The organism is Bacillus cereus group sp. BfR-BA-01379, assembly GCF_022663605.1.
GTDB lineage: Bacteria > Bacillota > Bacilli > Bacillales > Bacillaceae_G > Bacillus_A > Bacillus_A mobilis.
The window spans coordinates 14,203-38,633 of record NZ_JAKUFT010000005.1 but is presented as its reverse complement, the minus strand read 5'-3'; the positions used below and the strand labels follow the sequence as shown (position 1 = coordinate 38,633).

Below are 24,431 nucleotides of genomic sequence, written 5' to 3'. Positions count from 1 at the left end.
GCGGGTAAATATAACTCGTCCCTTTCTTTAGGGACGAGTTTTTTGTGTTCTTACAAATGAATTTAAAAAGGAGGAAAAACAATGAACACTGTATCAAAAAAACATATTTTTTTCACGGGTCTTATGCTATTTTCTTTATTTTTTGGGGCAGGTAATTTAATTTTCCCTCCCATGCTTGGACAAAATGCAGGTGAAAATTTTTGGCCGGCAATGATTGGATTTTTACTAACAGGAGTCGGTTTACCCTTATTAACTGTTATTGCAATTTCTTTATCAGGAAACGGTATGCAACAACTCGCAAGTCATGTTCACCCATTATTCGGAATTTTCTTTACTGTAGTTGTATACATCGCAATCGGTCCTTCTATGGGAATTCCACGTGTTGCGAATGTCGCTTATGAAATGGGCGTTAGTTCCTTTTTACCAGAAACAATTCGCTCTAGTAACCTAGCACTATTTTTATACACGGTCGTCTTCTTCGCTATCGTATTTTGGCTTAGTTTAAATCCATCCAAACTTGTCGATCGCATCGGAAATATATTAACACCTATTTTATTACTCTCTATTTTCTTATTATTTGTTAAAAGTGTATTTACACCACTCGGGCAATCAGGACCTGCAATGCAAGAGTATCAAACTTCTCCAATCTTCAAAGGCTTTATGGAAGGATACTTAACAATGGATACCATTTCTGCGCTTGCATTTGGAATTATCGTTGTAAATGCCATTCGCTCCAAAGGTGTAAAGGATCGTAAATCCATTGCTATCGCAACAGCGAAAGCAGGACTTATCGCCGCTACTGGTCTCGTACTTGTATATGGTGCACTTGGCTGGCTCGGTGCAACTAGCGTCTCTCTCGGATATGCAAAAAATGGAGGACAATTACTTACTGTTATCGTACAACAATTATTCGGTCCATACGGTTTGCTTCTATTATCTCTTATCGTTACACTCGCTTGTTTAACGACATGTGTTGGACTTGTATCTGCATGTAGTCAGTATTTCTCAACTTTATTGACTAGATTTTCATACAAAACGTTCGCGAGCATCATTTGTGCATTAGGCTTATTAGTTGCCAACTTAGGATTAACAAAAATTATCGCCATCTCTGTTCCAATTCTACTTGTTGTATATCCAATTGCAATTGTACTTGTTCTACTATCATTACTTCATAAATATTTTGGTGGATATCGCTCTGTTTATGTAGGTGCTTTAATTGGAGCAGCATTTGTAAGCGTATTTGATGGATTAAAACAAGGTGGTATTTCAGTTTCATTTATCACTCCATATTTTGAATTTATCCCTTTATATAAAGAAGGAATCGGCTGGCTCATACCAGCAGTAGCCGGAACTCTTATCGGCCTTATAATCGCTAAGTTAAGCGGTGCGAAAAAAGTGCCCTTACTAACCGAATCTCATGAAGTAAAAGCATCCTAAAAAAACTCCCTTTCGGGAGTTTTTTTACATTTGAAAAGCAGTATGGTTAAAACTGCTTATTTTATAAGCTTTCGTATAATAGTCGATATTTGTATCCACTGTTTCTACTTTGACAACATCGTAGCAATCTTCTTGTTTCACTAAAAATAAATAGTACTCTTCTGTCGCCTCAACAATTGCAATTTTATCTGTTTCCACATTATATTGTTCACAAAGCGCTTGCAATGCGTTCACATAATCCCCTAATTTTTTAGACTTATCCATGCCAAATATAGTTTGAACTAACATATACATTCTCCCCTTTGTATGTACTGTTAACAACTTAATGATAACGCTTACATTTATTAACGTCAATAAAAAGATTTGGCACAAACTAATAAACAGTGGGATAACACCCACTGCTTATTAGTTTCAACTTATCATTTCGTCAATTGATGTCTAAACGCATAAATAACCGCCTGCGTACGATCACTTACATTTAATTTATTTAATATATTACTTACATGTGTCTTTACCGTTTTAAGCGCAATAAATAGCTCATCCGCAATCTCTTGATTACTTTTTCCCTCTGCAATTAATAACAAAATTTCAGACTCTCTTTCTGTTAGCTCCTCATGCAAAGGTTGTTCTTTCTTCTGACGCATGCGAGACATCATTTTACCAGTAACTTTTGGCTCTAATACCGTTTCTCCATCATAAGTAGCTCGTACAGCGTCTGCTATATCACTCGCTCTTGATGTTTTTAATAAATAACTAGTCGCTCCTGCCTCAATAACAGGATACAATTTCTCATCATCTAAAAAGCTCGTTACGACTACAATTTTCGCTTCTGGCCATTCCTGAATAATAGCACGTGTTGCTTCAACCCCATCCATCTCGTCCATGACAAGATCCATCAAAATAATATCCGGCCTTAATTGCAAAGCTAACTCTGAACCTTTTCTTCCATTTTCAGCTTCTCCAACTACTTCAATATCTGGCTGCGTTGATAAATATGCTGATACACCCATTCGAACCATTTCATGATCATCAACTAATAATACTTTTATCATGACTCTCCCCCTCTCTCAATCATAATCGGTACTTTCACTTCTATTTGTGTACCTTTATTTGGAAAACTAAGTACTTTTAATGTACCACCAATTTCATGAACTCGCTCTTGCATTGATCTTAAACCATACGAACCAGCCTTATTAACCCCTACTTTAAAACCGACACCATCATCAATAATTTTCAATATTGCATATTGCTCAATTTTGCGTAGACGTACTTCCGTTTTCTTTGCCTTCGCATGCCGTAAAGTATTGGACAGCGCCTCTTGTACAATACGGAATAAATGATCTTCTACACCCTTTTTTAATTGAATTGGTTCAATTAACCATTCAATTTTCATATGTTGCTTTCTAGACAGTTCTGTTAATAATTCTTCTATACCCTCTGTTAGTTTCTTACCTTCTAACTGCACTGGGCGTAGATGAAGAAGCAATGCTCTCATTTCTGACTGTGCATTTACAACCATATTTTCAACAAGCTGCAACTGTTTTTTCGTCATTTCTGGAATTTCAGCTACTTGTTCATTAATAGCCGACATCATCATCGACATTGCAAAAAGCTGCTGACTTACAGAATCATGCAGCTCCCTCGCTAATCGATGCCTTTCCTGGGAAATCGCTTCTTGTCTCATCTCTTCATTCCAATGAGCTCGTTCATTCGTTACTTTTTGAAAGAGTCCAGCTTGCTCCTCTAATCGACGAGCCAGAGCGATTACTTTTCGTTCCACTTCATGAAATTCATCATCTGCAGTAAACGAAACATCGCTCGGAAAATTCCCTCGCTCTACTTCAAATAGAAACGTATTTAATCCTTGTATACGCTGCTCTATATAGTAACCGATTGCATATCCTACAATTCCCCCGATAAGTAAACTTGTAGTCATGATAAACAAGCCAATTGGAACAGAAGCGATGGATTCCTTCCATAATAAATCATACACTTGTTGCTCGCTTTTCCATACATATACAATTGTACAAATAAGTGCGATACTAACAGAGGACAACATAGAATAACGAATATACATCCACGAAATATTTTTTTGTTTTTTCATTATACTTTCCTCACTTCCGTATCGCCTACGACAAGCGAAGAAATAATTTTAATACGACGAGGAGCCTCTTTATACTGCTCTGTTCTAAATGTAACATTGCGGTTAAATCCTGTTTCTTCATGACCTGGCAGAAGCACACGTCCGACAATAACAGAATGATTTAAAGACAGTTCAATATCATATGGCACATATAAACGGATATTACCAACGATACCGCGAATAACAATTACCGTCTCCCCTTCTGGGATCATAGCAGTTGTTAAATCTATTTCCACATCACAAGCACCATATTGAACATTAATATCCTCAAGTTCATAAATATGATCCATCATTCGTATATTCCCTACAAACATATTTTTCAAATACGGTTCTGTACGATATATTTGCTTCTCTTCGTCTATAATCCCTTTTTCTTTAATTTCAACCTTCATTGCTTTTTGCTGATGTCCTTGTTGAATCAGTTGATAACCAATTAAAGCTAAACAAGCAAATACGACAAGAACAAATGCTGCTGATGAAAATAAGAAGAATAAAAATACGATACCACCAACAAATAAAAATACATTTCCCCGTACGTAACGATTTTTTTTACGATAATGCCTTCCAAACATAAGCATAATAAATGCAAAAATGAGACCACCTGGTTCAAAATGTCCAAGTATCATATCAAGAAAAAGACCGAATCCAAATATGATGAGGAGCATCCCCATTAATTGTGTTTTTGAAAAATGCTTCTTCATTTCAGCTCCCCCCTTCTTTTCACATATACATAGAAGAAAAGGCATTGCTTTCCAACACCTTTTCTCCTATCACTATATCATAAGCCTGTTTTATAATATACTACTATTATTTTGTTAACTCTTTCGTTAACGATACATCATTCTTTTCTTTCATTTCACGCTCAAGCTTTGCAATCTTCATATCAAATGTGTCACGTTCATGCTCCTCATTTATACGAGTTTCTAAGTCACGAATATGATCATCAATTTCTTCAAAACGTAAGAACGGATTGTTTTCATCCATTTTATGCATCGCTGTATTCATACGACGATTTGCATGTGCCATATTTTCACGCGCCATTAGTTCCATACGCTTTGCGTGCATTTCTTTTAATTTATTTTTCATTTCAGAAAGACGACGCTCTAATTCATCGATTTGCTCTACAACACCTGCATACATTTCTTCTAATCGAGTTACTTGCCCTTCATAATAAGCTACTTCTTCTAATGCACGTTCATGTAACTGTAATTCGCCTGCTTCTTGAGCGATGATAGCCTGTTTTGATCTTTTATTAACGAAATAACGTGCTTGCTCAAGCTCACGAGCGAAATTAGATTTTAATGTTTTATGACGCTGAATTAACTTCTCAATTTTTGTTGTTTCACGCTCACTATCGCGTAAATATTGGTTTAACATAGCGATTGGATTTTTTCTTTCTTTCTCATCTAACACATTATGAAAATCTGCTAAAATTGCATCGCGTACACGTCCGAATAAAGATTGTTTCATTATAATCTTCCTCTCTTCTACTTTATAAATTTGATTTGATTTTTATTAAATTTTTATTAGTTTTTCATTAACTTGTTCCACTCATCTTCAAAGTTGCTATATGGTTTAGAACTTTCTGGTGCAGAATCAACAACTACATTTTTTTCTTTTTTCCACTCACGGTATCCGTAGTATAAAACTACTAATGCTGCGATACCGATTAGTGCTGGGGAATGAGAAAGGGCGATGGACAAGCCGATCAAACCAACAATACCCCAAGCTAACTTTCCAAAAAATGATTGTGCTCGCACAAATGATTTATAGCTCCAGTACACAACTCCTGCTCCAATTGCGAACCCTATAATACCAGCAAGACTGCCAAGAGCAATTAAAGCTAAAATACCAGCCGCGATAAACGCTAGAAATTGTTTCATCTTGTGCTTGCCTCCCTTCGATTTGATACTCTTATCTTAACTATTTTTTCTTTTTTCCATAACGAGCTTAAGAACCGTTTTTAACTCAGACTTAAGACTGAGTCGCATTCAGCCTTTTGTAAAAACTACAATTGGATAGGATGTTTCACTCTTTTATTGCACATAAAAAGCCGTACAGAGAATATTCTCTGTACGGCTTTCATTACTATGCCTAAACTTCATTTTTCATTATGCTGTTTTATGATATTCTTTCTTTCCCGCCACTTTAGAAAACCTCGGGAAACCAATTAATATAGAAATGATTCCACATACTCCAACTAAAATTGGATAAAACGCATATGGTAACAATTCAATCGGAGATAACGCCGCAAAGCCTGCTGCTGTTAACATTTGAGCACCATACGGGATTAACCCTTGCACACAGCATGAGAAAAGATCTAATACACTCGCTGATTTACGAGGATCAATTTCATACTGATCTGCAATGTTTTTCGCAAGCGGACCTGTAAAGATAATAGAAATCGTATTATTCGCTGTACACATATTCGTCATACTTACTAAGCCAGCGATACCGAACTCCGCTCCTTTTTTCGAACGAATGTTACGCGTTAAAATATTCATTAAATATTGAATGCCACCATTATATTGAATCAGTTCGACCATACCGCCAATTAAAATAGCAAGTAATACTAACTCCATCATACCGCCCATTCCAGTTGTTACACTTTTAAAGAAACTCTCTAACGTGTAACTTCCATCTAAAAGACCAATAACGCCGGATAGTACAGTTCCACCAGTTAACACAATAAGCACATTCCAACCAAGTAACGCTGTTATAAGTACCCCTGCATACGGTAAAATCTTTATCCAATCAAAGCTATGCGCTTTAATCTGCGTGTCGCTTCCTAAAGTAACGATTACTAATAATATTATTGTAATAATAGCCGCTGGTAATACAATTAAAAAGTTCGTTTTAAACTTATCTTTCATTTCTGTTCCTTGCGAACGTACAGCTGCGATTGTTGTATCTGAAATGAATGATAAATTATCACCAAACATCGCTCCGCCAACAACTGTCGCCATCGTAAGTGCAATGGAGATATCAGTTTGTCCACTAATACCTACAGCTATTGGTGCTAATGCAGCTATTGTTCCCATTGAAGTTCCCATCGCTAATGAAATAAATGCCCCTATAACAAAAATTCCTGCTACGATAAATCCTTGCGGTAAAACGGATAACGCCAAGTTAACTGTAGAATCAACGCCGCCCATCCCTTTTGCTGTTTCAGAAAATGCTCCTGCAAGCACAAAAATTAGAACCATAATCATAATATCTGGGTTCCCTGCACCTTTAGCAAATCGTTCTACTTTTACATTAAAGCTTTCTTTACGATTCATTGCTAAAGCGACCCCTACAGCAATTGAAATTGCTACAAGTATCGGCAATTTATAGAAATCACCTGTAATAATTCCAGAACCAATAAATAGCGCCAAAAATATCCCAAGTGGTAATAAAGCCAAACCATTTCCTCTCGTTTCTTTCAAAGTACCATCTCTCCCTAGTTTCAACCTTTTTCTAATGAATAACAAAAGACCTCTTCCAATGAGAAGAGGTCTTATACATCTATAAGAAACGCTCTTCTCATCTTTCAAGCATATGCTTGCTGGATTTGGCACAGCACTCTGAAATCGAGTCCGCTGCCGAGGCATCGTAGGGCCAGTCCCTCCGCCTCTCTTTATAAGAAGGTTTCATATTTATTTTTTAATAATAATTTCTTCCCTAACTTTACTCGCTTACAAAACAAAAGTCAATTATTTTTTGTATAGTTTTTTTTGGTAATTATGCAAAAATTTGAATACAATAATCATTTTAACTTTTTGATTTCTTCTTCTAATATTGAAATCCAATAAAATTCACTATTTTTTATTGCAGCTATTATCCATTTCGTAGTGTACCAAGCTAACTCATACTCTTCTTTTGTAACATCGCCACTTTTATAAGCATCCTCTAACTCATCTTCATCCAATATATACATTTTACCATTCGGTAATAACACTACATCTAAATATAAATCATCAAAATACGGCAAACCACGGTCGTCTATTTCATATTCTTTCGCCACATCAATATAATATTGCACTAATTTTTTCTGATCATCTAACATAGCTGTAATCGCAAAATTTTTCCCGTCTATGAAATATTGAATCCACGTATATTGATTCCCTGCAATACGAAGTTCTTTCCCATCATATTCTTTACAACTAGGTTCTCTCACCTTTTTTATTTCCAGTATTCCTAGCATTCCCTCTTCTATTTGCTTAACTGTATAATCTTTCTCTATTAGTCGCTTCCACGAAGAACCGTCACCATATTTACGTTTCATTACGTCCGCTTCCCTTCTATATAGAAAAGCCCTCACATATTATGTGAGAGCTTTTTCAAATTATAATTAAGCCGCTTGCTTATTAGAAATTTCTTCCAAATAGGCCTGTCCTTTTTCAGCGTCATACTGACCTTCCCACTTAGACATAACTACAGCTGCTAAAGAGTTACCTACAACGTTAACTGCTGTACGAGCCATATCTAAAATACGGTCAATACCAGCGATGAAGGCTAAACCTTCAGCTGGAATACCTACTGTACCAAGTGTTGCTAATAATACAACGAACGATACGCCCGGTACACCCGCAATACCTTTTGATGTAACCATTAATACAAGTAATAATGTAATTTGTTGAGAAATAGATAAGTCAATACCGTACATTTGTGCTAAGAAAATAGCCGCAATTGCTTGATATAAAGTTGATCCATCTAAGTTAAATGAATAACCTGTCGGAATAACGAAAGATGTAATTGCTTTCGGACAACCGAACTTCTCCATTTTCTCCATGATTTTCGGTAAAACTGTTTCTGAACTCGCTGTAGAGTATGCTAAGATCAGTTCGTCTTTTAAAATCTTGAAGAATTGGAAAATGTTAATTCCAAATATTTTCGCCGTAAGTCCTAAGACAACTACAACGAAAAAGATCATTGCTCCATAGACGACAATTAGTAATTTACCTAATGGAATTAATGACGCAAGACCAAATGTAGAAACTGTAACACCGATTAGTGCAAATACACCAAATGGTGCGAATTTCATAACCTGGTTCGTCACGTAAAACATTGCATCAGCTACACCTTGGAAAAATTGAAGAACCGGTCTTCCTCTTTCACCAATTGCTGCTACACCTAAACCAAATAATACAGAGAAGAAGATAATAGCAAGCATATCTCCGTCAGCTAATGACTTCATAATGTTCGTTGGAACAATATTTACAAATGTATCTGCAAATGAATGACTTTGTACCTGCTCTGTCGTATGTGTATATTTCGAAATATCTGTCTTTGTTAACTGGTCCATATTTACGCCTTTTCCTGGTTGGAAAATATTCGCTATTAATAGACCAACAACAATTGCAAGTGTTGTAATAATTTCAAAATAAATAATTGTTTTCCCGCCTAGTCGACCTAGTTTTTTAACATCGCCAACACCAGCAACCCCAACAACAATACTTGCTACAACAATCGGTACAACGATCATTTTAATTAATCGGATAAAAATATCACCAATTGGTTGTAAGTAACTCACCACTGCCGGATTGCCAAAGAAAATCGCCCCAACTGCAATACCTAGCGCAAGACCAATTAATATTTGCCATGCAAGTCCTATTCTTTTCATACTTGTTGTAACCCCCTCTTCGATGTGTCACTCTACCTCTCATTCTATATCTATAAAACTTGAAATTAAGAGTATTACATATTATTCGACAATTCACTACATTTTGTCCCTGTTAAAAATCATAAATCAAAATTTAAAATCTGACAACAAAATAAGTTTGCCCGAACGCAAATAATTTTCTTGACAAAAATAAATCCCATGTCAGAAAACCTCACATGAGAACGATTCCTTATCAGTGTTTTATTGGATTCCTATCTACCATTTTGCTGTATAAAACAAATATATTTTTCCTTTATTTCACAAATAAATCCAAAAAATACATCCTTATTGCACGAATAAAAAAGTGCATCCAACATGACAATTATCATTAAAAGATGATAATTTCCGACAAAACTTAGCAATTTTATAAAATTTTCTTTACATTATGATTACAACGATAGACACTCTTCTTCTTATGATATATAACATTCATAGGGAAAGGAGCCAGACAACCATGAAAAAGAAATTTGCAGCGTTTAGTGTTTTAGCAGCAGGAACGATTTTTGTTTCTCCGCTACTTTCACCCGTATATGCTGAAACGAATCAAGATAAATTATCTAATATTCAATCTGAATTAGAAGGAAAACAAAACGACTTACAAAATAAATCAGCTGAGAAAGACCAAATAGAAAAAGAAATTCAAGAATTACAAAAGAAAATTGACGATTTAACTACTTCTATTAATAAAAACGAAGCTGAATTAAACGATACAAAAAAAGAAATTAGTAAAACACAACAAGTAATTGCTGAAAAAAAGAAACATATAGAGCAATTACAAACAAACATAGATACGCGTCAGGAAGTTATTAAGCAACGTTTACAATCCATGCAAGAAAAACCTCGTACAAATATTATTACAGAGGTAATAACAACTTCTACAAACATCGCTGATCTTGTTGATAACATGTACTCTGTAAGCTTAATTTTAAACAACGATACTGATATTGTGAAAAAACAAACAACTGATCAAAATGCTGTGACGAAAGAAAAAGAGGCTGTTGAGAAAAAAGAGCAGCAACTAAAAGAAGCTGAACAGAAATTAGTTCAAAAACAACAAGAGTTGCAAACGAATCAACAACAACAGCAAACATTTATTAGCGATCTACATACGAAAGTAGCAAAAGTAGATTCAGAGATTGAAGGATTAGAAGAATCCAAAGGCATTTTAGAAAATCAGCGTCAAGCCGTTCAAAAGGCAATTGAAGAAGAAAAACGTGCGGAAGAGGCTCGTAAGGCTGAAGAGGCACGTAAGGCAGAGGAAGCTCGTAAACAAGCTGCTACATCTGCTCAAACAGCTCAAGCAGCTCCAACACCACACGATACAAATATTGGCGGCTTTATTAAGCCAGCAGCTGGATCAAAAACTTCTGGATTTGGCGCACGTTCTTTAGATAACCATAAAGGAATCGATATTGCCGCTTCAGGAACTGTTCCAATTATAGCCGCTGCAGATGGCGTCGTTATTCGCTCAGAATTATCATCTAGTTACGGAAATGTTGTGTACTTATCTCACCGTATAAACGGAAAAACATACACAACAGTATACGCTCATATGAGTAGCCGTTCTGTATCAAATGGACAAACTGTAAAACAAGGCACTCAACTTGGTTTTATGGGGAACACTGGCCAATCATACGGACAACATTTACACTTCGAACTTCACCTTGGAGAATGGAATGTCGGCAAAACAAATGCAGTTGATCCATCTCCTTATATCGGATTATAAAAAAACTCGGTACACACCGAGTTTTTTCTTTACCCTTCACAAACTATAGGCATTCCACATAGACTACAACTAAATGCCTATAGTTTACGGGGTGAATCATATGAATACACAATTACAACAAAAAATAGAAGAAGCTAGAGAAACTTTCATCGGCCGGTTATTTACATTTGGCGGCTCAGCATTATTTTTAATCGGATCATTTATTGCAGTCATCACAGCCTATAAAGCGTATAGTCGTTTATTAAATACACCTACAGCATAATAAAAAGACGGAGATTTCTCCGTCTTTTTATTATGCAAACATTTTAAATACGCCTATCGCATTTAAAAATACAATAATTACAGTTACCGGAATAACATAACGAAGCAGGAAGAACCAAATATTAAATAATGTTTTCCCTTTCGTTTCCGTAACTTCTAATTCTTTCATTAACATTTCTTTACTCATTTTATTCGGTACGAATAGCGAGATGGCTAGTACGCCAAGCGGCAGTAATACATTACTTACCGCAAAATCGACGAAATCAAAGAATGTCTTACCAAATATTTTCACATCACTCATAATTCCAAACGATAATGCTGACGGGATTCCAACTGCAAAAATAAGAATACCAATTAATAATGATGCTGACGGACGCTTTTTCTCATTATCTTTCGCAACAGATGCTACTACAATTTCAAGCATAGAAATCGCAGATGTTAACGTTGCAAAGAAGAATAAAACTAAAAACATAATGAAGAAAAATTGTCCAAATGGTATTTTCGCAAATACTGCTGGAAGGACGATAAACAGTAGTCCTGGACCTTCAGTCGGCTTAACGCCCAATGCGAAAATCGCTGGAAAAATTGCTAATCCTGCAAGCACTGTAATAAAAACAGTTAAACTTACAATAGATGTTGCTGATTTCGCTAAATGTTCTTCTTTCTTCAAATAGGAACTATACGTGACCATTACTGAGGCACCTACTGTTAGCGAGAAGAACGATTGTCCCATCGCGTATAAAATCGTATCTGCTGTCAGCTTTGAAAAATCTGGTTTTAAGAAGAACTCTACCCCAGCAAAAGCACCATCAAGTGTTAAAGCACGAACTATAATCGCAATAAACAAAATAAATAATAGCGGCATCATATACTTACTTGCTTTTTCTATCCCTTTCTCGACACCTTTACTTACAACAAAAATAGTGCAAAGCATGAAGATAAATTGGGCTCCAATCGCGCTTACTGGATTTGAAATCGTTTCACCAAATAATTGTCCGTAATCAACAACACCATTCCAAAAGCTTCCTGTAACACTATAGTATAAGTACAGTAAAATCCATCCACCTACAACACTATAAAATGATAGTACACTAAAACAAGTAACAACTCCCATACGACCAATCCAAGGATATAACTTACTATTTGGCACCAATACTTTATATGCTGTAACTGCCTCTTTTTGTGTGCTACGTCCAATAACAAATTCAGCTAAAAGAAGCGGCATACCTATAAATAAAGTTAATAGTAAAAATACAAGGAAGAATGCGCCTCCCCCACCATTACCTGCAACATATGGAAATTTCCATATGGCACCAAGACCTACTGCGGCTCCGGCTGCTGCGAGTACAAAGCCTATTTTCGACGTCCATTGCTGTGTTTCTTTCATCATAAATTCTCCTTTTCTGAATATTTAAACTTTTGTTAATTATACACTTTCATTTCATACTCGCACACCTCCTTTAGAAAATAAAAAAGTCCCCTACACGCAAATATGCATGTAGAGGACGATATATGTAATGTAAATACCGTGGTACCACCTCAATTGGATTGATAAATCCCACTTGTTCAAGTACAGGAAAAATTCCGATACTCTATCCTTTTAACGGCGGAACCCGGGTTGCCTACTACAATGTTCAACATACCTCTCGCAAGCCCATTCTGTATATTTTATCGTACCGGGCTCACACCTTACCCCAGCTCTCTGACCGTATCAAATATACATACTCTTCTTGCTCATCGATTTCATTTATTGAAGTTACTTGTGATTATAAATTATATTTTTATAGTTGTAAAGTGCAATTTATTCATTATCCTATATGAACTCTTTTCTCTAATTCTTGTAAAAACAATTCTCTTTTTTGTTCATTTTGAACATATATCGACTTTAATACTTCTTGCAACAATATATTTCTCTGCTTTTTCTCTATTTGTAATTCTTTCACTTTAATTCTAACTTCGTATAAAAAATCAAGATATGATTCATACGCCTCATCATATTTATTTGCGATATCATCACGAATTTTTTTTGCCAGTTTCGGACTCGCTCCTCCAGTAGAAACAGCCACATTCAGTAATCCACGATGAATCGCCGCCGGAAAATGAACATTCCCACTTTCCGGATTCGTAATAACATTTACTAATTGATTCTCTGCACTATCCTCAGCAACTTGTTCATTTAATACAGCATCACCACTCGCTGCAACAACTAAAAAAGCACCTTGAATATCACTTTTTTCATACTCCCTTTGATACCAACGAATTTGCTTTTCTTCCACTAGTTTCACTAAATTCGCATCCAATTCAGGACTTATCACAATTATATCCGCACCTTGTTTTAGTAAAGGAATAATTTTGAATCCCGCGACTTTTCCTCCACCAATGACAACAACACGTTTCTTCTCAACTCGCACTGTAAGTGGATACATATTGATCCCCCTTCAATAATTTCTTCGTTTTCTGAATTAACATATATTGAAACGCTTCATTCTTTCCTAAATACGGACTTATTTTTATCTTATCCGACTCATATTGGCGTACTTCTTTTTCAATATGTTTCATAAGTAAACCGGTAAATAACAAATAAGGCAGCACAACGATGTTCTTTTCTTTTCGTTCTACAACTTTCTTTAACTTCTCCTCAAATTTTGGCTCGGCAGCTGCTAAATAGCAAACCTCTACTTTTTTAATTTTCTCTTCCATTTGAAATAAAGAAGCGATCCAGTTTATATCTTTTAATACTTCAGGATCGCTACTCCCTCTTGCAACGAGAAGTAACGTCACCTCATTCGTCTCTTCCTGTTCGATACCACTTCCGTTATACACTGATTTAACGAGTGTTTCTGATACACCAAACGGATTACCGTAGGTCACTTTAACACTTGAAAATTGATTATTTAACTTTTCTAATTCAAACGGGATATCTTTTTTCACGTGACCTGCCGCTAATAGAAAAACCGGAATAACAATAATCTCTGTAGCACCACGACTCACACATGTACGGAACCCTTCATCAATCGTTGGACTCGCTAACTCTAAAAAACAAACTTCTTGAATACTTGCCTCTACACGGTTCATGCATGACGTAATAAACGTAATCGCTTCTTCTTTAGCGGCTTTCAAACGACTTCCATGACATATATATAAGATGGCTTTCATTTTATAACACTCCGCTTACTTGATACGTACTTTCCGTCTGTTTCTCAAACCAATGGATCTTTTCCCTAAAACGGACCACTTCTCCAATTACAATCATACTCGGATTTTGAATTTGTTCTTTTTTCGCAACATCTACAATTGTCCCTAACGTCCCGATAACTGTGCGCTGCATAGAAGTCGTTCCCCTCTCAATAATAGCAGCAGGCGTACTTGTATCTTTTCCATGTTTAACCAGCTGTTCACATATGTAGGGTAAATTACTAACCCCCATATATACAGCTAAGGTCTCTACACCTTTCGCTAAATGTTCCCACTTCACTTCCTCTTCAGCATCTTCTTTCCTATGCCCCGTCACAATAGCAAAACTTGCACTCGCATCACGATGTGTCACTGGAATGCCAGCATAAGCAGGAGCAGCTATTCCAGCTGAAATACCAGGAACAATTTCAAATGGTACACCTTGCTTCGCTAACGCTTCAGCTTCTTCTCCCCCTCTACCAAATACAAATGGATCCCCACCCTTTAGCCTCGTTACAACTTTTCCTTTTTTCGCGTATTTAATAAGAAATGTGTTAATTGTCTCTTGCTTCATCGTGTGATAATTTGGTAGCTTTCCACAATAAATTAAATCCGCTTCGGGCTTTGCATATGAAAGCAACTCTTTATTTACGAGACGGTCGTATAAAATAACGTCTGCTTTCTCAATACATTTCAATCCTTTCACAGTAATTAAATCTGGATCACCAGGACCTGCTCCAACGATATAAACCTTCCCCATCATCTCTCCTCATTTCTACTATTAAAGTGAAACTTCCATCCTTATATACGAATGGAAGTTTTCATCATTTCCTATTACCTGTTCCCTACTCATGAATAACAAATGCCGCACCTTTTCGAATCTTCTTTTTTTCAAATAGAGAAATTTCCTTTACTTCTGGCAGCGGTAAAAAATGCTTTTCAAGCTCCATCTCCGCGAGCTTAAATGCCTGTTCTTCACTTTGAGCAACGACAACAATCGGAACAATACTATTCACTAACACGGCTTCAAATCGATATAAATCCATATTGTCCCTCCTAAGACGCTATTACTTCTTCTAACACGGTATTTAACGCTATTTGTAGTGTGTCTACACCGATACGACCAACAAAATCATAAAACGTTTCAGCTGGTAATTTATTCTCTTTGAAATAACTTATAAATGATGCAAGTACATCAGGTAGATCCTCGCCATCTATTTTCCCTTTTAACTTTTGATTGTAAGCACCGCCATCTAACAACGTTCCACCTACGTATATTTCAAATGCTTCAACAATCCCTTTTTCCTTCGTTTTCATTTTCACCCCTTGTAATCCAATGTCAGCAATTTGACGTTGACCACATGAATTCGGGCATCCTACCATATGAATACGAACCGGAACATCGAGTGCAATTTGTGTATCTAAGTATTCGGCGATTTTGCGTAATCTTTCTTTCGTTTCTACTAATGCAAGATTGCAATATTCAATACCAGTACAAGAAACCGCATGACCAATAAACGATTTCGGACTTGCTGATATTGCTTCAAACAATGGTTCATTTAATAAACCCGTTACATTCCCTGGCGGAACATTCGGAATAATGAAGTTTTGCGAGTTACATGTACGAATCTGTCCATTTCCATACCGCTTAGCAATTCTCGCAATCTCAAACATTTCTTCTGCATGTAGACGTCCTACCGGTACATTAAAACCTACATATTTAAGCCCATCTTGTTTTTGATCTTGAACTCCATAAAAGTATCCCGCATTCCAGCCTTTTAGAGCACTTTCCCCTTTACTTTGCAATGGTCCTGTATACTCTATTAGTTTCTCTTTAAATTTCTCTACTCCCCAGTCTGCAACAAGAAATTTCAAACGAGCTAAATGACGTTTTTCACGGTATCCAAAATCACGGAATATCGTAGCAATCGCAATCGCTACCGCCTTCACTTCTTCTGGTAAAACAAATACATCTAATTCATCAGCTAAATATGGACGAGCTGATAATCCACCGCCTACTTTTATATGAAAACCAACTTTTTTCTCACCATCTATTTCTTTCGTAGCAGGTGTAAATGCAACACAGTTAATCTCTGCGTTTGCTGAATTATAAATATTAGAACTAATAGACATTTTAAATTTACGTGGTAAGTTAGAAAACTCCTCATTATGTTGGAAATAGTCATATACCTCTTTCACAATACCAGTTGTATCAAACAGCTCATTTGCATCAATGCCAGCAAGTGGATTCCCTGTAATATTACGCGTTATATCACCACAAGCCCCAGCTGAAGATAACCCAACTCTTGCTAATCTTTTAAAAATATCTGGCATTTGATGGATTTCTAACCAATGAAACTGAATCGCCTGTCTTGTCGTAATATCTATTACGTCACGCCCATAATCCTCAGCGATAGAAGCAAGCACTTCTGCCTGCGTGTTCGTAATAATCCCTGAAGGAATATTTACACGCATCATAAAATAACCAGCTTCTTTCGGTCTTTGTAAATACAACCCTGCCCATTTGAATGCGTCCCACTCTTCTTTCGGAATAGATTCGAAGCCATTCTCTGCATAATAAGGAATATCATTAAAGATTTCCAATCCATCTTTTTTTAATTTATTTTTCTCAGTCTGATTTAATTTTTCATTGTTAGCCCATACTTTTTCATAACTCATTTTTTATCCCCCTATATAAAACTACGCTCTTGTAAGTACTTCACGATTTGTTCTGCACATTCTTCAATAGAATACTTGTGCGTTTCTACAATTAATTCCGGTTTCTCTGGTTCTTCATACGGTGAATCAACACCAGTAAACTCTTTAATATCACCTTGTCTCGCTTTTTTATAAAGCCCTTTCGGATCACGCTTCTCGCACTCTTCAATTGGGCACTTTACAAACACTTCTATAAACTCATCTGCAGCTAATAAATCCCTCACTTGTTTTCGGTCTACTCGAAATGGTGAAATAAACGCTGTAAGAACAACAGTACCTTGATCTACAAATAGCTTCGCCACTTCGCCAATCCGTCTTATATTTTCCATACGATCACTTTCAGAAAAACCTAAGTCTTTATTTAAACCGTGGCGTATATTATCCCCATCTAGTACATAGTTTCCAATCTTCTTTTCAAATAGTTTACGAGCAACCGCGTTCGCTACCGTAGATTTACCTGAAGCTGATAGACCAGTAAACCAAACTACAAAACTATGATGCCCATTTCTTACTCTTCTCTCATCTTTTGAAACAGATGCTGTATGCCAAGTAATATTTGTATCCATCTCATTCTCTCCCTATTCTGTTACTACTTCTTTTTTCAAACCTTTAATTAGCACTTCCACTACTTCTTTACGACTAAATGTACTCGGCGGAACCTCACCGTTTCTTAATAGCTCTCTTACTTTCGTACCCGATAAAATAACATGATCTTCTTTGCTGTGCGGGCATGTTTTCGTCGAAGCCATCGCTTCACATTTCGTGCAGTAAAAACTATGTTCAAAAAATAACGGTGTAATTCCTAACTCTTCCACTGTAAAGTTTGTAAAAATTTCTTGCGCTTCATAAGTACCGTAATAATCTCCTACCCCTGCATGATCGCGTCCTACAATAAAGTGAGTACATCCAAAATTCTTTCTAACTAATGCATGGAATATCGCTTCCCTCGGTCCTGCGTAACGCATCGCTGCAGGAAATACACCTAAAAAGACACGATCTTTCGGATAATAGTTTTGAAGTAATACTTCATAACTTTCCATCCTTACATCAGCAGGAATATCATCCGACTTCGTTTCCCCAACGAGTGGATTTAAAAAGAGGCCATCTACAATTTCAAGAGCAGATTTTTGAATATACTCATGAGCACGATGTACCGGGTTTCTCGTTTGAAATCCGACTACTGTTTTCCAACCACGTTTTTTAAATTCTTCCCTCGTTTCAATTGGATCTAAATGATAAGAAGGGAACTGATTATTTTCAAATCGTTTTGTAAGAATAATAGCTCCACCGACATAAACGTTCGGTCGTTCATATAATTTTTTCACTCCTGGATGAGCATCATCCGTCGTTTTATATACAAGTAATGCTTCTTTCTCTTTATCAGGTACAAAAATATCTTCTATTTGAATGACACCATATACATTTCCACTATTAACAAGCTTTACTTCTTCTCCAGCTTTTAGATTTTCTGCCACTTCTTCTGTTACCGGCAATGTAATCGGTATACTCCATACGCTACCACTTGCTAAGCGAAGCGTTTCTACGACCGAATCATAGTCTTTCTTTCCTAAAAAACCAGTAAGCGGGCTATATCCCCCTGTCGCTAATAACTCCAAATCACTTAACGCAATGTTATCTAGTTGAATTTCTTTTCTAATTTGTGATACGTCGTATGTCTCGTCTATACGGTTTACTAATTCGTTTCTTGTACTCATTTTCTATTTCCTCTCTTAGCTTTATTTTCAAATTCATCTTATTGGTAATGCAGACCACATTCTGTTTTCACTTTCCCAGACCATCTACCATCTCTCGAATCGCCACCCTCACCTACAGGTAACGTACACTTCTCACACCCAATACTTGGATATCCAATATCATGCAGCGGGTTATACGGCAAGCTATGTTTGTATACATACCGCCACACTTCTTTCCACGTCCAATGAATGAGTGGACAAACTTTAATAGATTGAAAACGATGATCTTGATTTATAAACTTTGTATGCTTACGCGTTTCTGATTGTTCCCTCCTTAAGCCCGATATCCACGCTTTTTCCGCTGCTAATGATTTTTCTAACGGTAAAATTTTTCTAATTTTACAACAAAGGTTCGGATTACTTTCCCATAATTTCTCACCATGCAACTTCGCTTGTTCATCAAGTGTAAGTTCCGGCTGTTTTTCTATAATATTTAATGAAGGAAATCGTTCCCGCACTTTTTGAATTAATTCATACGTTTCGCGAAAATGAACATTTGTATCTAAAAATACAACTTTAGCAGATGGATTTACTTGGTTTATAAGGTGCAGCAGTACCATCCCTTCCACTCCAAAGCTACATGCGTATACAATTTCACTTTCATATTCTTTATAAGCCCAACGTAATACAGATAACGCGCCTTTTGTTTCATCTTCTTCTGAAAATGAAATGTTACTTTCTTCCCACGTTTCATACGTCAACATGTTCTTTCCCCCTGTAAAAGCAAAAAGACGGTTTTAACCTAATCAAAATAGGTTAAAACCGCCTCTAGTTTTTCTAGTCAGCGCTTTTTACTTTAAACGTACCTTTTCACTTTTCTCCAATTGAATGACCTTTCCATCTTGCACAACAATTGTAATTGAACCATATTTCATATCAGCAAGCATCGCTTCAATTTTCTCAGACACTTCCTCAAAATGTTCCCGTACGCTCACGCGAACAGCCCCCCTTTTTATTCATAAAAAAAATCTTTCCCATTTCGAAAAGACTGTTCGGTAATATATTTTACCTTATCTTTCAAAATGGATTCCATTTTGCTGGATTTAGCACCTTGCTTTCTATAAGCAGGTTGCCGAGCTTCGTCGGGCCAGTTCCCTCCGCTTCTCTTGATAAGCTTTGTATTTGTATTTTATCACAATTCTGATTTTTTTCAATCCTAGTTTTCCGATATATTTTATTTATTTTATTTTTATAAAAAAGGAATTGCCCATCCGAACAACTCCTTTTCCCCATTTACACAAGTTCTTTAATACGTATGCGATCGTTCCCAATAATATTTTCATATGTTTCGCGCTCTACAACAATTTGTGATGTGCCGCCTTTCGCGAAGACGACAGCTGGTCTACGAATCCGATTATAATTATTTGCCATGGAGTACCCGTATGCCCCTGTACAAGAAATTGCTAGTAAATCGGCAGAAGCAACTTTCGGTAGAGTAATATCCCAAATTAACATATCTCCACTCTCACAACACTTCCCAGCAATCGAAACAACTTCCTCGTTCTCATCATTTCCTCGATTCGCTAACATCGCTTCATAACGAGCGTTATATAAAGCAGGTCTTAAATTATCAGTCATCCCCCCATCCACTGATACATATTTCCGAATACCAGGAATGTCTTTCACAGATCCAACTGTATAAATTGTCGTTCCAGCATCACCTACAATACTACGGCCTGGTTCAACCCATATTTCTGGTAAGGGATAATTACATACGGTAAATTGTTCCCTCACTGCACTTGTTACAGCTCGCACATATGTCTCAAGAGTTAATGGTGTATCTGACTCTGTGTAGCGTATTCCGAATCCTCCGCCCACATTTAATACTTTTACTACATAGTTCGCGCGCTCTCTCACTTCTTCTAAAAATTGATGAAGAACTTCAATCGCTCGAACAAATCCAGCCGTTTCAAATATTTGCGATCCGATATGTGAATGAATTCCTAACACATCATAATTTGATTTTTGTAAAGCAAGCTCAATCGCTTGCATCGCTTGACCATTTGAAACTCCAAACCCAAATTTCGAATCATCTTGACCTGTTGTAATATATTCATGTGTGTGCGCCTCTACTCCAGGCGTTACACGGATTAATATGTTCACAAATTTCCCATGTTGCACTGCTAAATCATGCAAAATTTCTAACTCTAAGAAATTATCGACAACAAAACAACCAATATTCGCCTGAAGTGCCATCACAATCTCTTCTTCTGTTTTATTATTGCCGTGAAAATGAATACGAGATGCTGGGAATCCCGCTTGAAGCGCAGTATATAATTCCCCTCCAGAAACAACATCTAATGACATATTCTCTTCACGAGCTACTCGGCACATCTCCATGCACAAGAACGCCTTGCTTGCATATGCTACTTGATAAGAGAACCCACTTTCTTTAAAAGCACGATGAAACGCGCGGCACTTTCCTCGAATAGACTCTTCATCGTATACATAAAGTGGTGTTCCATATTGTTTTGCGAGCTGCGTCGTATCGCACCCTCCAATTTCTAAGTGTCCTTGCCCATTGATTCGGCTTGTGCCGTGTAAATACATTTGAATTCCTCCCTTATTTCCTCTAAAACTCATAACCCCAATCTTCTATTCATTGCAGCACGCTTTTAGATAGACAAAAAACGCGCGGAACAATGTTCACACGCGTTTCTTATTAGGAAAAATATATATTGAAAAAATAAACGAGTTGTTATCTCCTCAAAATAAGAAACCGCATCAACATCTCCAAATAGCTCTCCATAAAATAATCTTATGACAGTACTACATTTATTCAATGCAGTCCCAATATATGAATAAGATGGTTATTCTTATATTTCGGCAATAGTCCCTTTCAACCTATGATCACAGATTCCATTAAATCTCCCATAGCTTACTCTTTCCTATTGCGGCCTCTACCTTTGAGAGTAGATGAGGTAAGTCTATTTAATTTTCAAACATCTGATTGTTGCTATTAACAATACCAAAGGACCATTTTATTTGTCAAACAATTTTTTATATTGTTTTTTTACAGTTTAATTTCGTATCATTTGGTAAGCGCTTTACTAAAATCTTTGTCACTTCCCATTCGCCTTCTTCATTATTAAAAGTAATTGTTACTTTTTCAAATGGCGGAACAATTTTCCCACCAACCTGTTCATATTTCGTCACTTCAATAACCGCTTGAAATAAATATGTACCGCTATACACTTTTTTTAAACTAATAATTTTAGGACATTGATAAGGCTTTAAGCTCCCATATTGTTTTTCAATAGCTTTATTTATTTTCGGAAACAAAACAGAATAAAAGGCATCTTCCATAAGAGGTGCATCATATTGGGCTACCGACACAGTCGGTGAAGCAAAAAGTATAACACTACTGCATACTATAAAATATAATAATTTTCGCATGATAACCTCCGTATTGTTACACGATTCTTTCTGCACACGATAATAATCATACATAGAAACTCCGTTTTATTGTCTCCTACTGCCCTTTTTCTACTCAATTATTATAAAAAAGCCCACAACTCTCTTTTATTTTCGTATAATGATACTCATAGTATAATAAACATAATAATAAAGGACTGTTCGTATATATAAAATGAGGTGCTAATCAAACCAGCTCACAAGAACGGTCATGCTTTTTAGGAGAGGAGTATATTATGCTACAACGTCTATTTCCAAAACTGCGATTTGCACTCGTTGCAGTCGTTTTATTATGGATAAAAACATATATTGTGTACAAGCTAGCGTTTGATATTAAAATTGATAATTTCTTTGAAGAATTTATGCTTTTTATTAATCCACTAGCTGCGTTACTTTTATTTTTCGGTTTTGCTTTATTTGCATCTAAACACCGAAACCGCATTATAGTTGGAATCAGTTTTATACTGTCCTTTATTTTATTTGGAAATGCAATGTTTTATGGGTTTTATAACGATTTCGTTACGTTCCCAGTTTTATTCCAAACAAATAATATGGCTGATTTAGGGACGAGTATTAAAGAACTCTTTACGTACAAAACATTACTTTTATTTGCAGATGCGATTATTTTAATGTTTCTTTCACGTAAATTCCCGGCATTTTGTGACAAGACGCCGCTTTCTCGCTCTGAGAAGCGAACTTTCTTTAGCGGTGTAACAGCTTTATTAGCACTACAAATTGTTGTTTCCGTTATTTATAAGCCACAAATGTTCTCACGCTCATTTGATCGTCAAACAGTCGTGAAAAATTTAGGTTTATACACATATCATCTATTTGATATTACACTTCAATCTAAATCTTCAGCTGAACGTGTATTTGCAAGTGGAGACGGGTTTTCTGAAATTAAAAACTATACAGACTCAAAAGATAAGCAAGTCGATAAAAACTTATTTGGAGCTGCAAAAGGTAAAAATGTTATTTTGATTTCCATGGAATCTACACAAAGTTTTGTTATTAATAAAAAAATAAATGGAAAAGAAATTACACCATTTTTAAATGAATTTATTAAAGATAGTTTTTATTTCGATAACTTCTATCATCAAACGGGACAAGGTAAAACTTCTGATGCTGAATTTATCGTTGAAAATTCACTTTATCCGTTAGACCGCGGTTCTGTATTCTTTACTCACGCAACAAATGAATATACAGCTACACCAGAACAATTAAAGAAATACGGATATTCTTCTGCTGTCTTCCATTCAAACGATAAAACGTTTTGGAATCGTGATGTAATGTATCCTGCACTCGGATATGATCGTTACTTTAATTTAAATGATTACGTAGGCACAGAACAAATGTCTGTCGGCTGGGGATTAAAAGATAAAGAGTTCTTTGAACAATCGATTCCAAAGCTAAAATCTTTACCACAACCGTTCTATACAAAATTTATCACTTTAACAAACCATTTTCCATTTCTTCTAAATCCAGAAGATCAATATGTTGATGAGTTTAATTCAGAAAGTGGTGTTGTAAACCGCTACTTCCCAACCGTTCGTTACACGGATGAAGCTCTTAAATTATTTATTAAACAGTTAAAAGATGAAGGACTGTATGATAATTCTGTTATTGTCATTTATGGAGATCATTACGGCATTTCAGAAAACCATAATGCAGCTATGGCCCAGTTCCTTGGGAAAAACGCTATTACACCGTTTGATTCTATGCAATTACAACGCGTCCCTCTCATTATTCATGTACCTGGCCAAGAAGGAAAAGTCATTTCTAAAGTATCTGGTCAAATTGATATTAAACCAACGCTACTTCATTTACTTGGTATTAAAACAAATCAATCCATTGAATTTGGAACTGACTTATTTATTAAAGAAAAAGATCCACTTATGGTAATGCGTGATGGTAGCTTCGTTTCGGAAGATTATGTGTATACAAAAAACATGTGCTATAAACGAAATACAGGTGAAGAAGCTGACATTTCATTATGCCAACCTAATATTGAAAAAGCAAAAACTGAATTGAAACTCTCCGATAAACTCATTTATGGAGATTTATTACGTTTCGATCCTAACAATCGTTATAAAACTGGAACAATGACAACGAAATTTGAGTAGTACTAGAAGCAACTTTATAAAAGTTGCTTCTTTTTTT

General features: G+C 36.1%; 25 protein-coding genes, 3 riboswitches and 2 other annotated features (1 of these 30 running past the window's edge). Of the genes, 4 read left to right on the top strand and 21 right to left on the bottom strand.

Annotated features, from left to right (window positions below; all coding sequences use genetic code 11):
* Window positions 1-26 (top strand) — a binding site (T-box leader) (it extends 233 nt beyond the left edge of the window).
* A gap of 55 nt (window positions 27-81) precedes the next feature.
* Window positions 82-1,437 carry a branched-chain amino acid transport system II carrier protein BrnQ3 gene (gene brnQ3 / locus MR113_RS03275; protein ID WP_242250955.1) on the top strand — a complete coding sequence of 452 codons (1,356 nt, stop codon included), beginning with the start codon at window positions 82-84 and terminating at the stop codon, window positions 1,435-1,437.
* 24 nt (window positions 1,438-1,461) lie between these two features.
* On the opposite strand, the gene MR113_RS03270 is transcribed toward brnQ3, so the two are convergent.
* The 9 genes from MR113_RS03270 to gltP form a co-directional block, all read right to left on the bottom strand.
* Window positions 1,462-1,800, bottom strand: a complete 339-nt coding sequence (locus MR113_RS03270; protein WP_242251129.1) for a DUF3922 domain-containing protein — start codon at window positions 1,798-1,800, stop codon at window positions 1,462-1,464.
* Between the two features lie 56 nt (window positions 1,801-1,856).
* Window positions 1,857-2,489 (bottom strand): response regulator, encoded by a 633-nt coding sequence (locus MR113_RS03265; protein ID WP_000598709.1) that lies wholly within the window; start codon window positions 2,487-2,489, stop codon window positions 1,857-1,859.
* Window positions 2,486-3,541 carry a sensor histidine kinase gene (locus tag MR113_RS03260; RefSeq protein WP_242250953.1) on the bottom strand — a complete coding sequence of 352 codons (1,056 nt, stop codon included), beginning with the start codon at window positions 3,539-3,541 and terminating at the stop codon, window positions 2,486-2,488. The genes MR113_RS03265 and MR113_RS03260 overlap by 4 nt, the downstream gene beginning before the upstream one ends.
* Window positions 3,541-4,281, bottom strand: a complete 741-nt coding sequence (liaF, locus tag MR113_RS03255; RefSeq protein WP_242250951.1) for a cell wall-active antibiotics response protein LiaF — start codon at window positions 4,279-4,281, stop codon at window positions 3,541-3,543. The genes MR113_RS03260 and liaF overlap by 1 nt, the downstream gene beginning before the upstream one ends.
* Before the next feature lie 106 nt (window positions 4,282-4,387).
* Window positions 4,388-5,050 carry a PspA/IM30 family protein gene (locus MR113_RS03250; RefSeq protein ID WP_061678633.1) on the bottom strand — a complete coding sequence of 221 codons (663 nt, stop codon included), beginning with the start codon at window positions 5,048-5,050 and terminating at the stop codon, window positions 4,388-4,390.
* Between the two features lie 56 nt (window positions 5,051-5,106).
* A complete protein-coding gene (locus MR113_RS03245) occupies window positions 5,107-5,463 on the bottom strand; it encodes a lmo0954 family membrane protein (protein WP_000808634.1) in 357 nt (118 codons plus the stop codon).
* 228 nt (window positions 5,464-5,691) lie between these two features.
* Window positions 5,692-7,008 carry a Na+/H+ antiporter NhaC family protein gene (locus tag MR113_RS03240; RefSeq protein WP_242250942.1) on the bottom strand — a complete coding sequence of 439 codons (1,317 nt, stop codon included), beginning with the start codon at window positions 7,006-7,008 and terminating at the stop codon, window positions 5,692-5,694.
* Between the two features lie 94 nt (window positions 7,009-7,102).
* Window positions 7,103-7,208: riboswitch (SAM riboswitch) on the bottom strand.
* 120 nt (window positions 7,209-7,328) lie between these two features.
* Window positions 7,329-7,847 carry a ribonuclease FAU-1 family protein gene (locus MR113_RS03235; protein WP_242250940.1) on the bottom strand — a complete coding sequence of 173 codons (519 nt, stop codon included), beginning with the start codon at window positions 7,845-7,847 and terminating at the stop codon, window positions 7,329-7,331.
* 66 nt (window positions 7,848-7,913) lie between these two features.
* Window positions 7,914-9,185, bottom strand: a complete 1,272-nt coding sequence (gene gltP, locus MR113_RS03230; RefSeq protein WP_242250934.1) for a glutamate/aspartate:proton symporter GltP — start codon at window positions 9,183-9,185, stop codon at window positions 7,914-7,916.
* 493 nt (window positions 9,186-9,678) lie between these two features.
* Between gltP and MR113_RS03225 the strand changes: the two genes are divergently transcribed.
* Together MR113_RS03225 and MR113_RS03220 are read left to right on the top strand one after the other, a co-directional pair.
* Window positions 9,679-10,950 carry a murein hydrolase activator EnvC family protein gene (locus MR113_RS03225; RefSeq protein ID WP_242250933.1) on the top strand — a complete coding sequence of 424 codons (1,272 nt, stop codon included), beginning with the start codon at window positions 9,679-9,681 and terminating at the stop codon, window positions 10,948-10,950.
* A gap of 100 nt (window positions 10,951-11,050) precedes the next feature.
* Window positions 11,051-11,212 (top strand): hypothetical protein, encoded by a 162-nt coding sequence (locus MR113_RS03220; RefSeq protein WP_242250932.1) that lies wholly within the window; start codon window positions 11,051-11,053, stop codon window positions 11,210-11,212.
* 30 nt (window positions 11,213-11,242) lie between these two features.
* On the opposite strand, the gene MR113_RS03215 is transcribed toward MR113_RS03220, so the two are convergent.
* The 12 genes from MR113_RS03215 to MR113_RS03160 form a co-directional block, all read right to left on the bottom strand.
* On the bottom strand, window positions 11,243-12,598 hold the full coding sequence (locus MR113_RS03215; RefSeq protein WP_242250931.1) for a sodium-dependent transporter: 1,356 nt from the start codon (window positions 12,596-12,598) through the stop codon (window positions 11,243-11,245).
* Between the two features lie 111 nt (window positions 12,599-12,709).
* Window positions 12,710-12,958, bottom strand: a binding site (T-box leader).
* Between the two features lie 61 nt (window positions 12,959-13,019).
* Window positions 13,020-13,637 carry an NAD(P)-binding protein gene (locus MR113_RS03210; RefSeq protein WP_242250930.1) on the bottom strand — a complete coding sequence of 206 codons (618 nt, stop codon included), beginning with the start codon at window positions 13,635-13,637 and terminating at the stop codon, window positions 13,020-13,022.
* The gene (locus MR113_RS03205) at window positions 13,612-14,367 is read right to left on the bottom strand and encodes a sirohydrochlorin chelatase (protein ID WP_242250929.1); all 756 of its coding nucleotides are present in this window, start codon (window positions 14,365-14,367) and stop codon (window positions 13,612-13,614) included. Before MR113_RS03205 ends, MR113_RS03210 begins: the two co-directional genes overlap by 26 nt.
* A gap of 1 nt (window position 14,368) precedes the next feature.
* Window positions 14,369-15,145: a uroporphyrinogen-III C-methyltransferase gene (gene cobA, locus MR113_RS03200; RefSeq protein WP_242250928.1), complete on the bottom strand. Its 777-nt coding sequence runs from the start codon at window positions 15,143-15,145 to the stop codon at window positions 14,369-14,371.
* Between the two features lie 85 nt (window positions 15,146-15,230).
* Window positions 15,231-15,431 carry a DUF3906 family protein gene (locus tag MR113_RS03195; protein ID WP_000366917.1) on the bottom strand — a complete coding sequence of 67 codons (201 nt, stop codon included), beginning with the start codon at window positions 15,429-15,431 and terminating at the stop codon, window positions 15,231-15,233.
* Between the two features lie 10 nt (window positions 15,432-15,441).
* Entirely contained in the window at window positions 15,442-17,064 is a 1,623-nt protein-coding gene (locus MR113_RS03190; RefSeq protein WP_242250927.1) for a nitrite/sulfite reductase, read from the bottom strand.
* An 11-nt stretch (window positions 17,065-17,075) separates the two neighbouring features.
* Window positions 17,076-17,669, bottom strand: a complete 594-nt coding sequence (cysC, locus tag MR113_RS03185) for an adenylyl-sulfate kinase (protein ID WP_097843816.1) — start codon at window positions 17,667-17,669, stop codon at window positions 17,076-17,078.
* A 12-nt stretch (window positions 17,670-17,681) separates the two neighbouring features.
* A complete protein-coding gene (gene sat / locus MR113_RS03180; RefSeq protein WP_242250926.1) occupies window positions 17,682-18,818 on the bottom strand; it encodes a sulfate adenylyltransferase in 1,137 nt (378 codons plus the stop codon).
* 38 nt (window positions 18,819-18,856) lie between these two features.
* Window positions 18,857-19,561 (bottom strand): phosphoadenylyl-sulfate reductase, encoded by a 705-nt coding sequence (locus MR113_RS03175; RefSeq protein ID WP_242250925.1) that lies wholly within the window; start codon window positions 19,559-19,561, stop codon window positions 18,857-18,859.
* An 87-nt stretch (window positions 19,562-19,648) separates the two neighbouring features.
* Complete coding sequence (locus tag MR113_RS03170; protein ID WP_000116161.1) at window positions 19,649-19,792, bottom strand: YezD family protein; 144 nt, start codon at window positions 19,790-19,792, stop codon at window positions 19,649-19,651.
* Window positions 19,793-19,864: 72 nt separating this feature from the next.
* Window positions 19,865-19,973, bottom strand: a riboswitch (SAM riboswitch).
* Between the two features lie 117 nt (window positions 19,974-20,090).
* A complete protein-coding gene (lysA, locus tag MR113_RS03165) occupies window positions 20,091-21,407 on the bottom strand; it encodes a diaminopimelate decarboxylase (RefSeq protein ID WP_071722356.1) in 1,317 nt (438 codons plus the stop codon).
* A gap of 180 nt (window positions 21,408-21,587) precedes the next feature.
* Window positions 21,588-21,768, bottom strand: a riboswitch (Lysine riboswitch).
* A gap of 89 nt (window positions 21,769-21,857) precedes the next feature.
* Window positions 21,858-22,253 (bottom strand): DUF3888 domain-containing protein, encoded by a 396-nt coding sequence (locus tag MR113_RS03160; protein ID WP_242250924.1) that lies wholly within the window; start codon window positions 22,251-22,253, stop codon window positions 21,858-21,860.
* A gap of 254 nt (window positions 22,254-22,507) precedes the next feature.
* Between MR113_RS03160 and MR113_RS03155 the strand changes: the two genes are divergently transcribed.
* Window positions 22,508-24,394 (top strand): LTA synthase family protein, encoded by a 1,887-nt coding sequence (locus MR113_RS03155; RefSeq protein ID WP_242250923.1) that lies wholly within the window; start codon window positions 22,508-22,510, stop codon window positions 24,392-24,394.
* Window positions 24,395-24,431 lie beyond the last annotated feature (37 nt).

Excerpts from the sequence above, each read along its gene's own strand:
- MR113_RS03155 (WP_242250923.1), top strand. The coding sequence starts at position 22,508 with ATGCTACAACGTCTATTTCCAAAACTGCGATTTGCACTCGTTGCAGTC.
- lysA (WP_071722356.1), bottom strand. The coding sequence starts at position 21,407 with ATGTATTTACACGGCACAAGCCGAATCAATGGGCAAGGACACTTAGAA.
- MR113_RS03260 (WP_242250953.1), bottom strand. The coding sequence starts at position 3,541 with ATGAAAAAACAAAAAAATATTTCGTGGATGTATATTCGTTATTCTATG.
- MR113_RS03250 (WP_061678633.1), bottom strand. The coding sequence starts at position 5,050 with ATGAAACAATCTTTATTCGGACGTGTACGCGATGCAATTTTAGCAGAT.
- MR113_RS03195 (WP_000366917.1), bottom strand. The coding sequence starts at position 15,431 with ATGGATTTATATCGATTTGAAGCCGTGTTAGTGAATAGTATTGTTCCG.
- MR113_RS03220 (WP_242250932.1), top strand. The coding sequence starts at position 11,051 with ATGAATACACAATTACAACAAAAAATAGAAGAAGCTAGAGAAACTTTC.
- MR113_RS03235 (WP_242250940.1), bottom strand. The coding sequence starts at position 7,847 with ATGAAACGTAAATATGGTGACGGTTCTTCGTGGAAGCGACTAATAGAG.
- MR113_RS03215 (WP_242250931.1), bottom strand. The coding sequence starts at position 12,598 with ATGAAAGAAACACAGCAATGGACGTCGAAAATAGGCTTTGTACTCGCA.
- MR113_RS03265 (WP_000598709.1), bottom strand. The coding sequence starts at position 2,489 with ATGATAAAAGTATTATTAGTTGATGATCATGAAATGGTTCGAATGGGT.
- MR113_RS03245 (WP_000808634.1), bottom strand. The coding sequence starts at position 5,463 with ATGAAACAATTTCTAGCGTTTATCGCGGCTGGTATTTTAGCTTTAATT.
- gltP (WP_242250934.1), bottom strand. The coding sequence starts at position 9,185 with ATGAAAAGAATAGGACTTGCATGGCAAATATTAATTGGTCTTGCGCTA.
- sat (WP_242250926.1), bottom strand. The coding sequence starts at position 18,818 with ATGAGTACAAGAAACGAATTAGTAAACCGTATAGACGAGACATACGAC.
- liaF (WP_242250951.1), bottom strand. The coding sequence starts at position 4,281 with ATGAAGAAGCATTTTTCAAAAACACAATTAATGGGGATGCTCCTCATC.
- cobA (WP_242250928.1), bottom strand. The coding sequence starts at position 15,145 with ATGGGGAAGGTTTATATCGTTGGAGCAGGTCCTGGTGATCCAGATTTA.
- MR113_RS03160 (WP_242250924.1), bottom strand. The coding sequence starts at position 22,253 with ATGCGAAAATTATTATATTTTATAGTATGCAGTAGTGTTATACTTTTT.
- brnQ3 (WP_242250955.1), top strand. The coding sequence starts at position 82 with ATGAACACTGTATCAAAAAAACATATTTTTTTCACGGGTCTTATGCTA.
- MR113_RS03225 (WP_242250933.1), top strand. The coding sequence starts at position 9,679 with ATGAAAAAGAAATTTGCAGCGTTTAGTGTTTTAGCAGCAGGAACGATT.
- cysC (WP_097843816.1), bottom strand. The coding sequence starts at position 17,669 with ATGGATACAAATATTACTTGGCATACAGCATCTGTTTCAAAAGATGAG.
- MR113_RS03205 (WP_242250929.1), bottom strand. The coding sequence starts at position 14,367 with ATGAAAGCCATCTTATATATATGTCATGGAAGTCGTTTGAAAGCCGCT.
- MR113_RS03190 (WP_242250927.1), bottom strand. The coding sequence starts at position 17,064 with ATGAGTTATGAAAAAGTATGGGCTAACAATGAAAAATTAAATCAGACT.
- MR113_RS03210 (WP_242250930.1), bottom strand. The coding sequence starts at position 13,637 with ATGTATCCACTTACAGTGCGAGTTGAGAAGAAACGTGTTGTTGTCATT.
- MR113_RS03175 (WP_242250925.1), bottom strand. The coding sequence starts at position 19,561 with ATGTTGACGTATGAAACGTGGGAAGAAAGTAACATTTCATTTTCAGAA.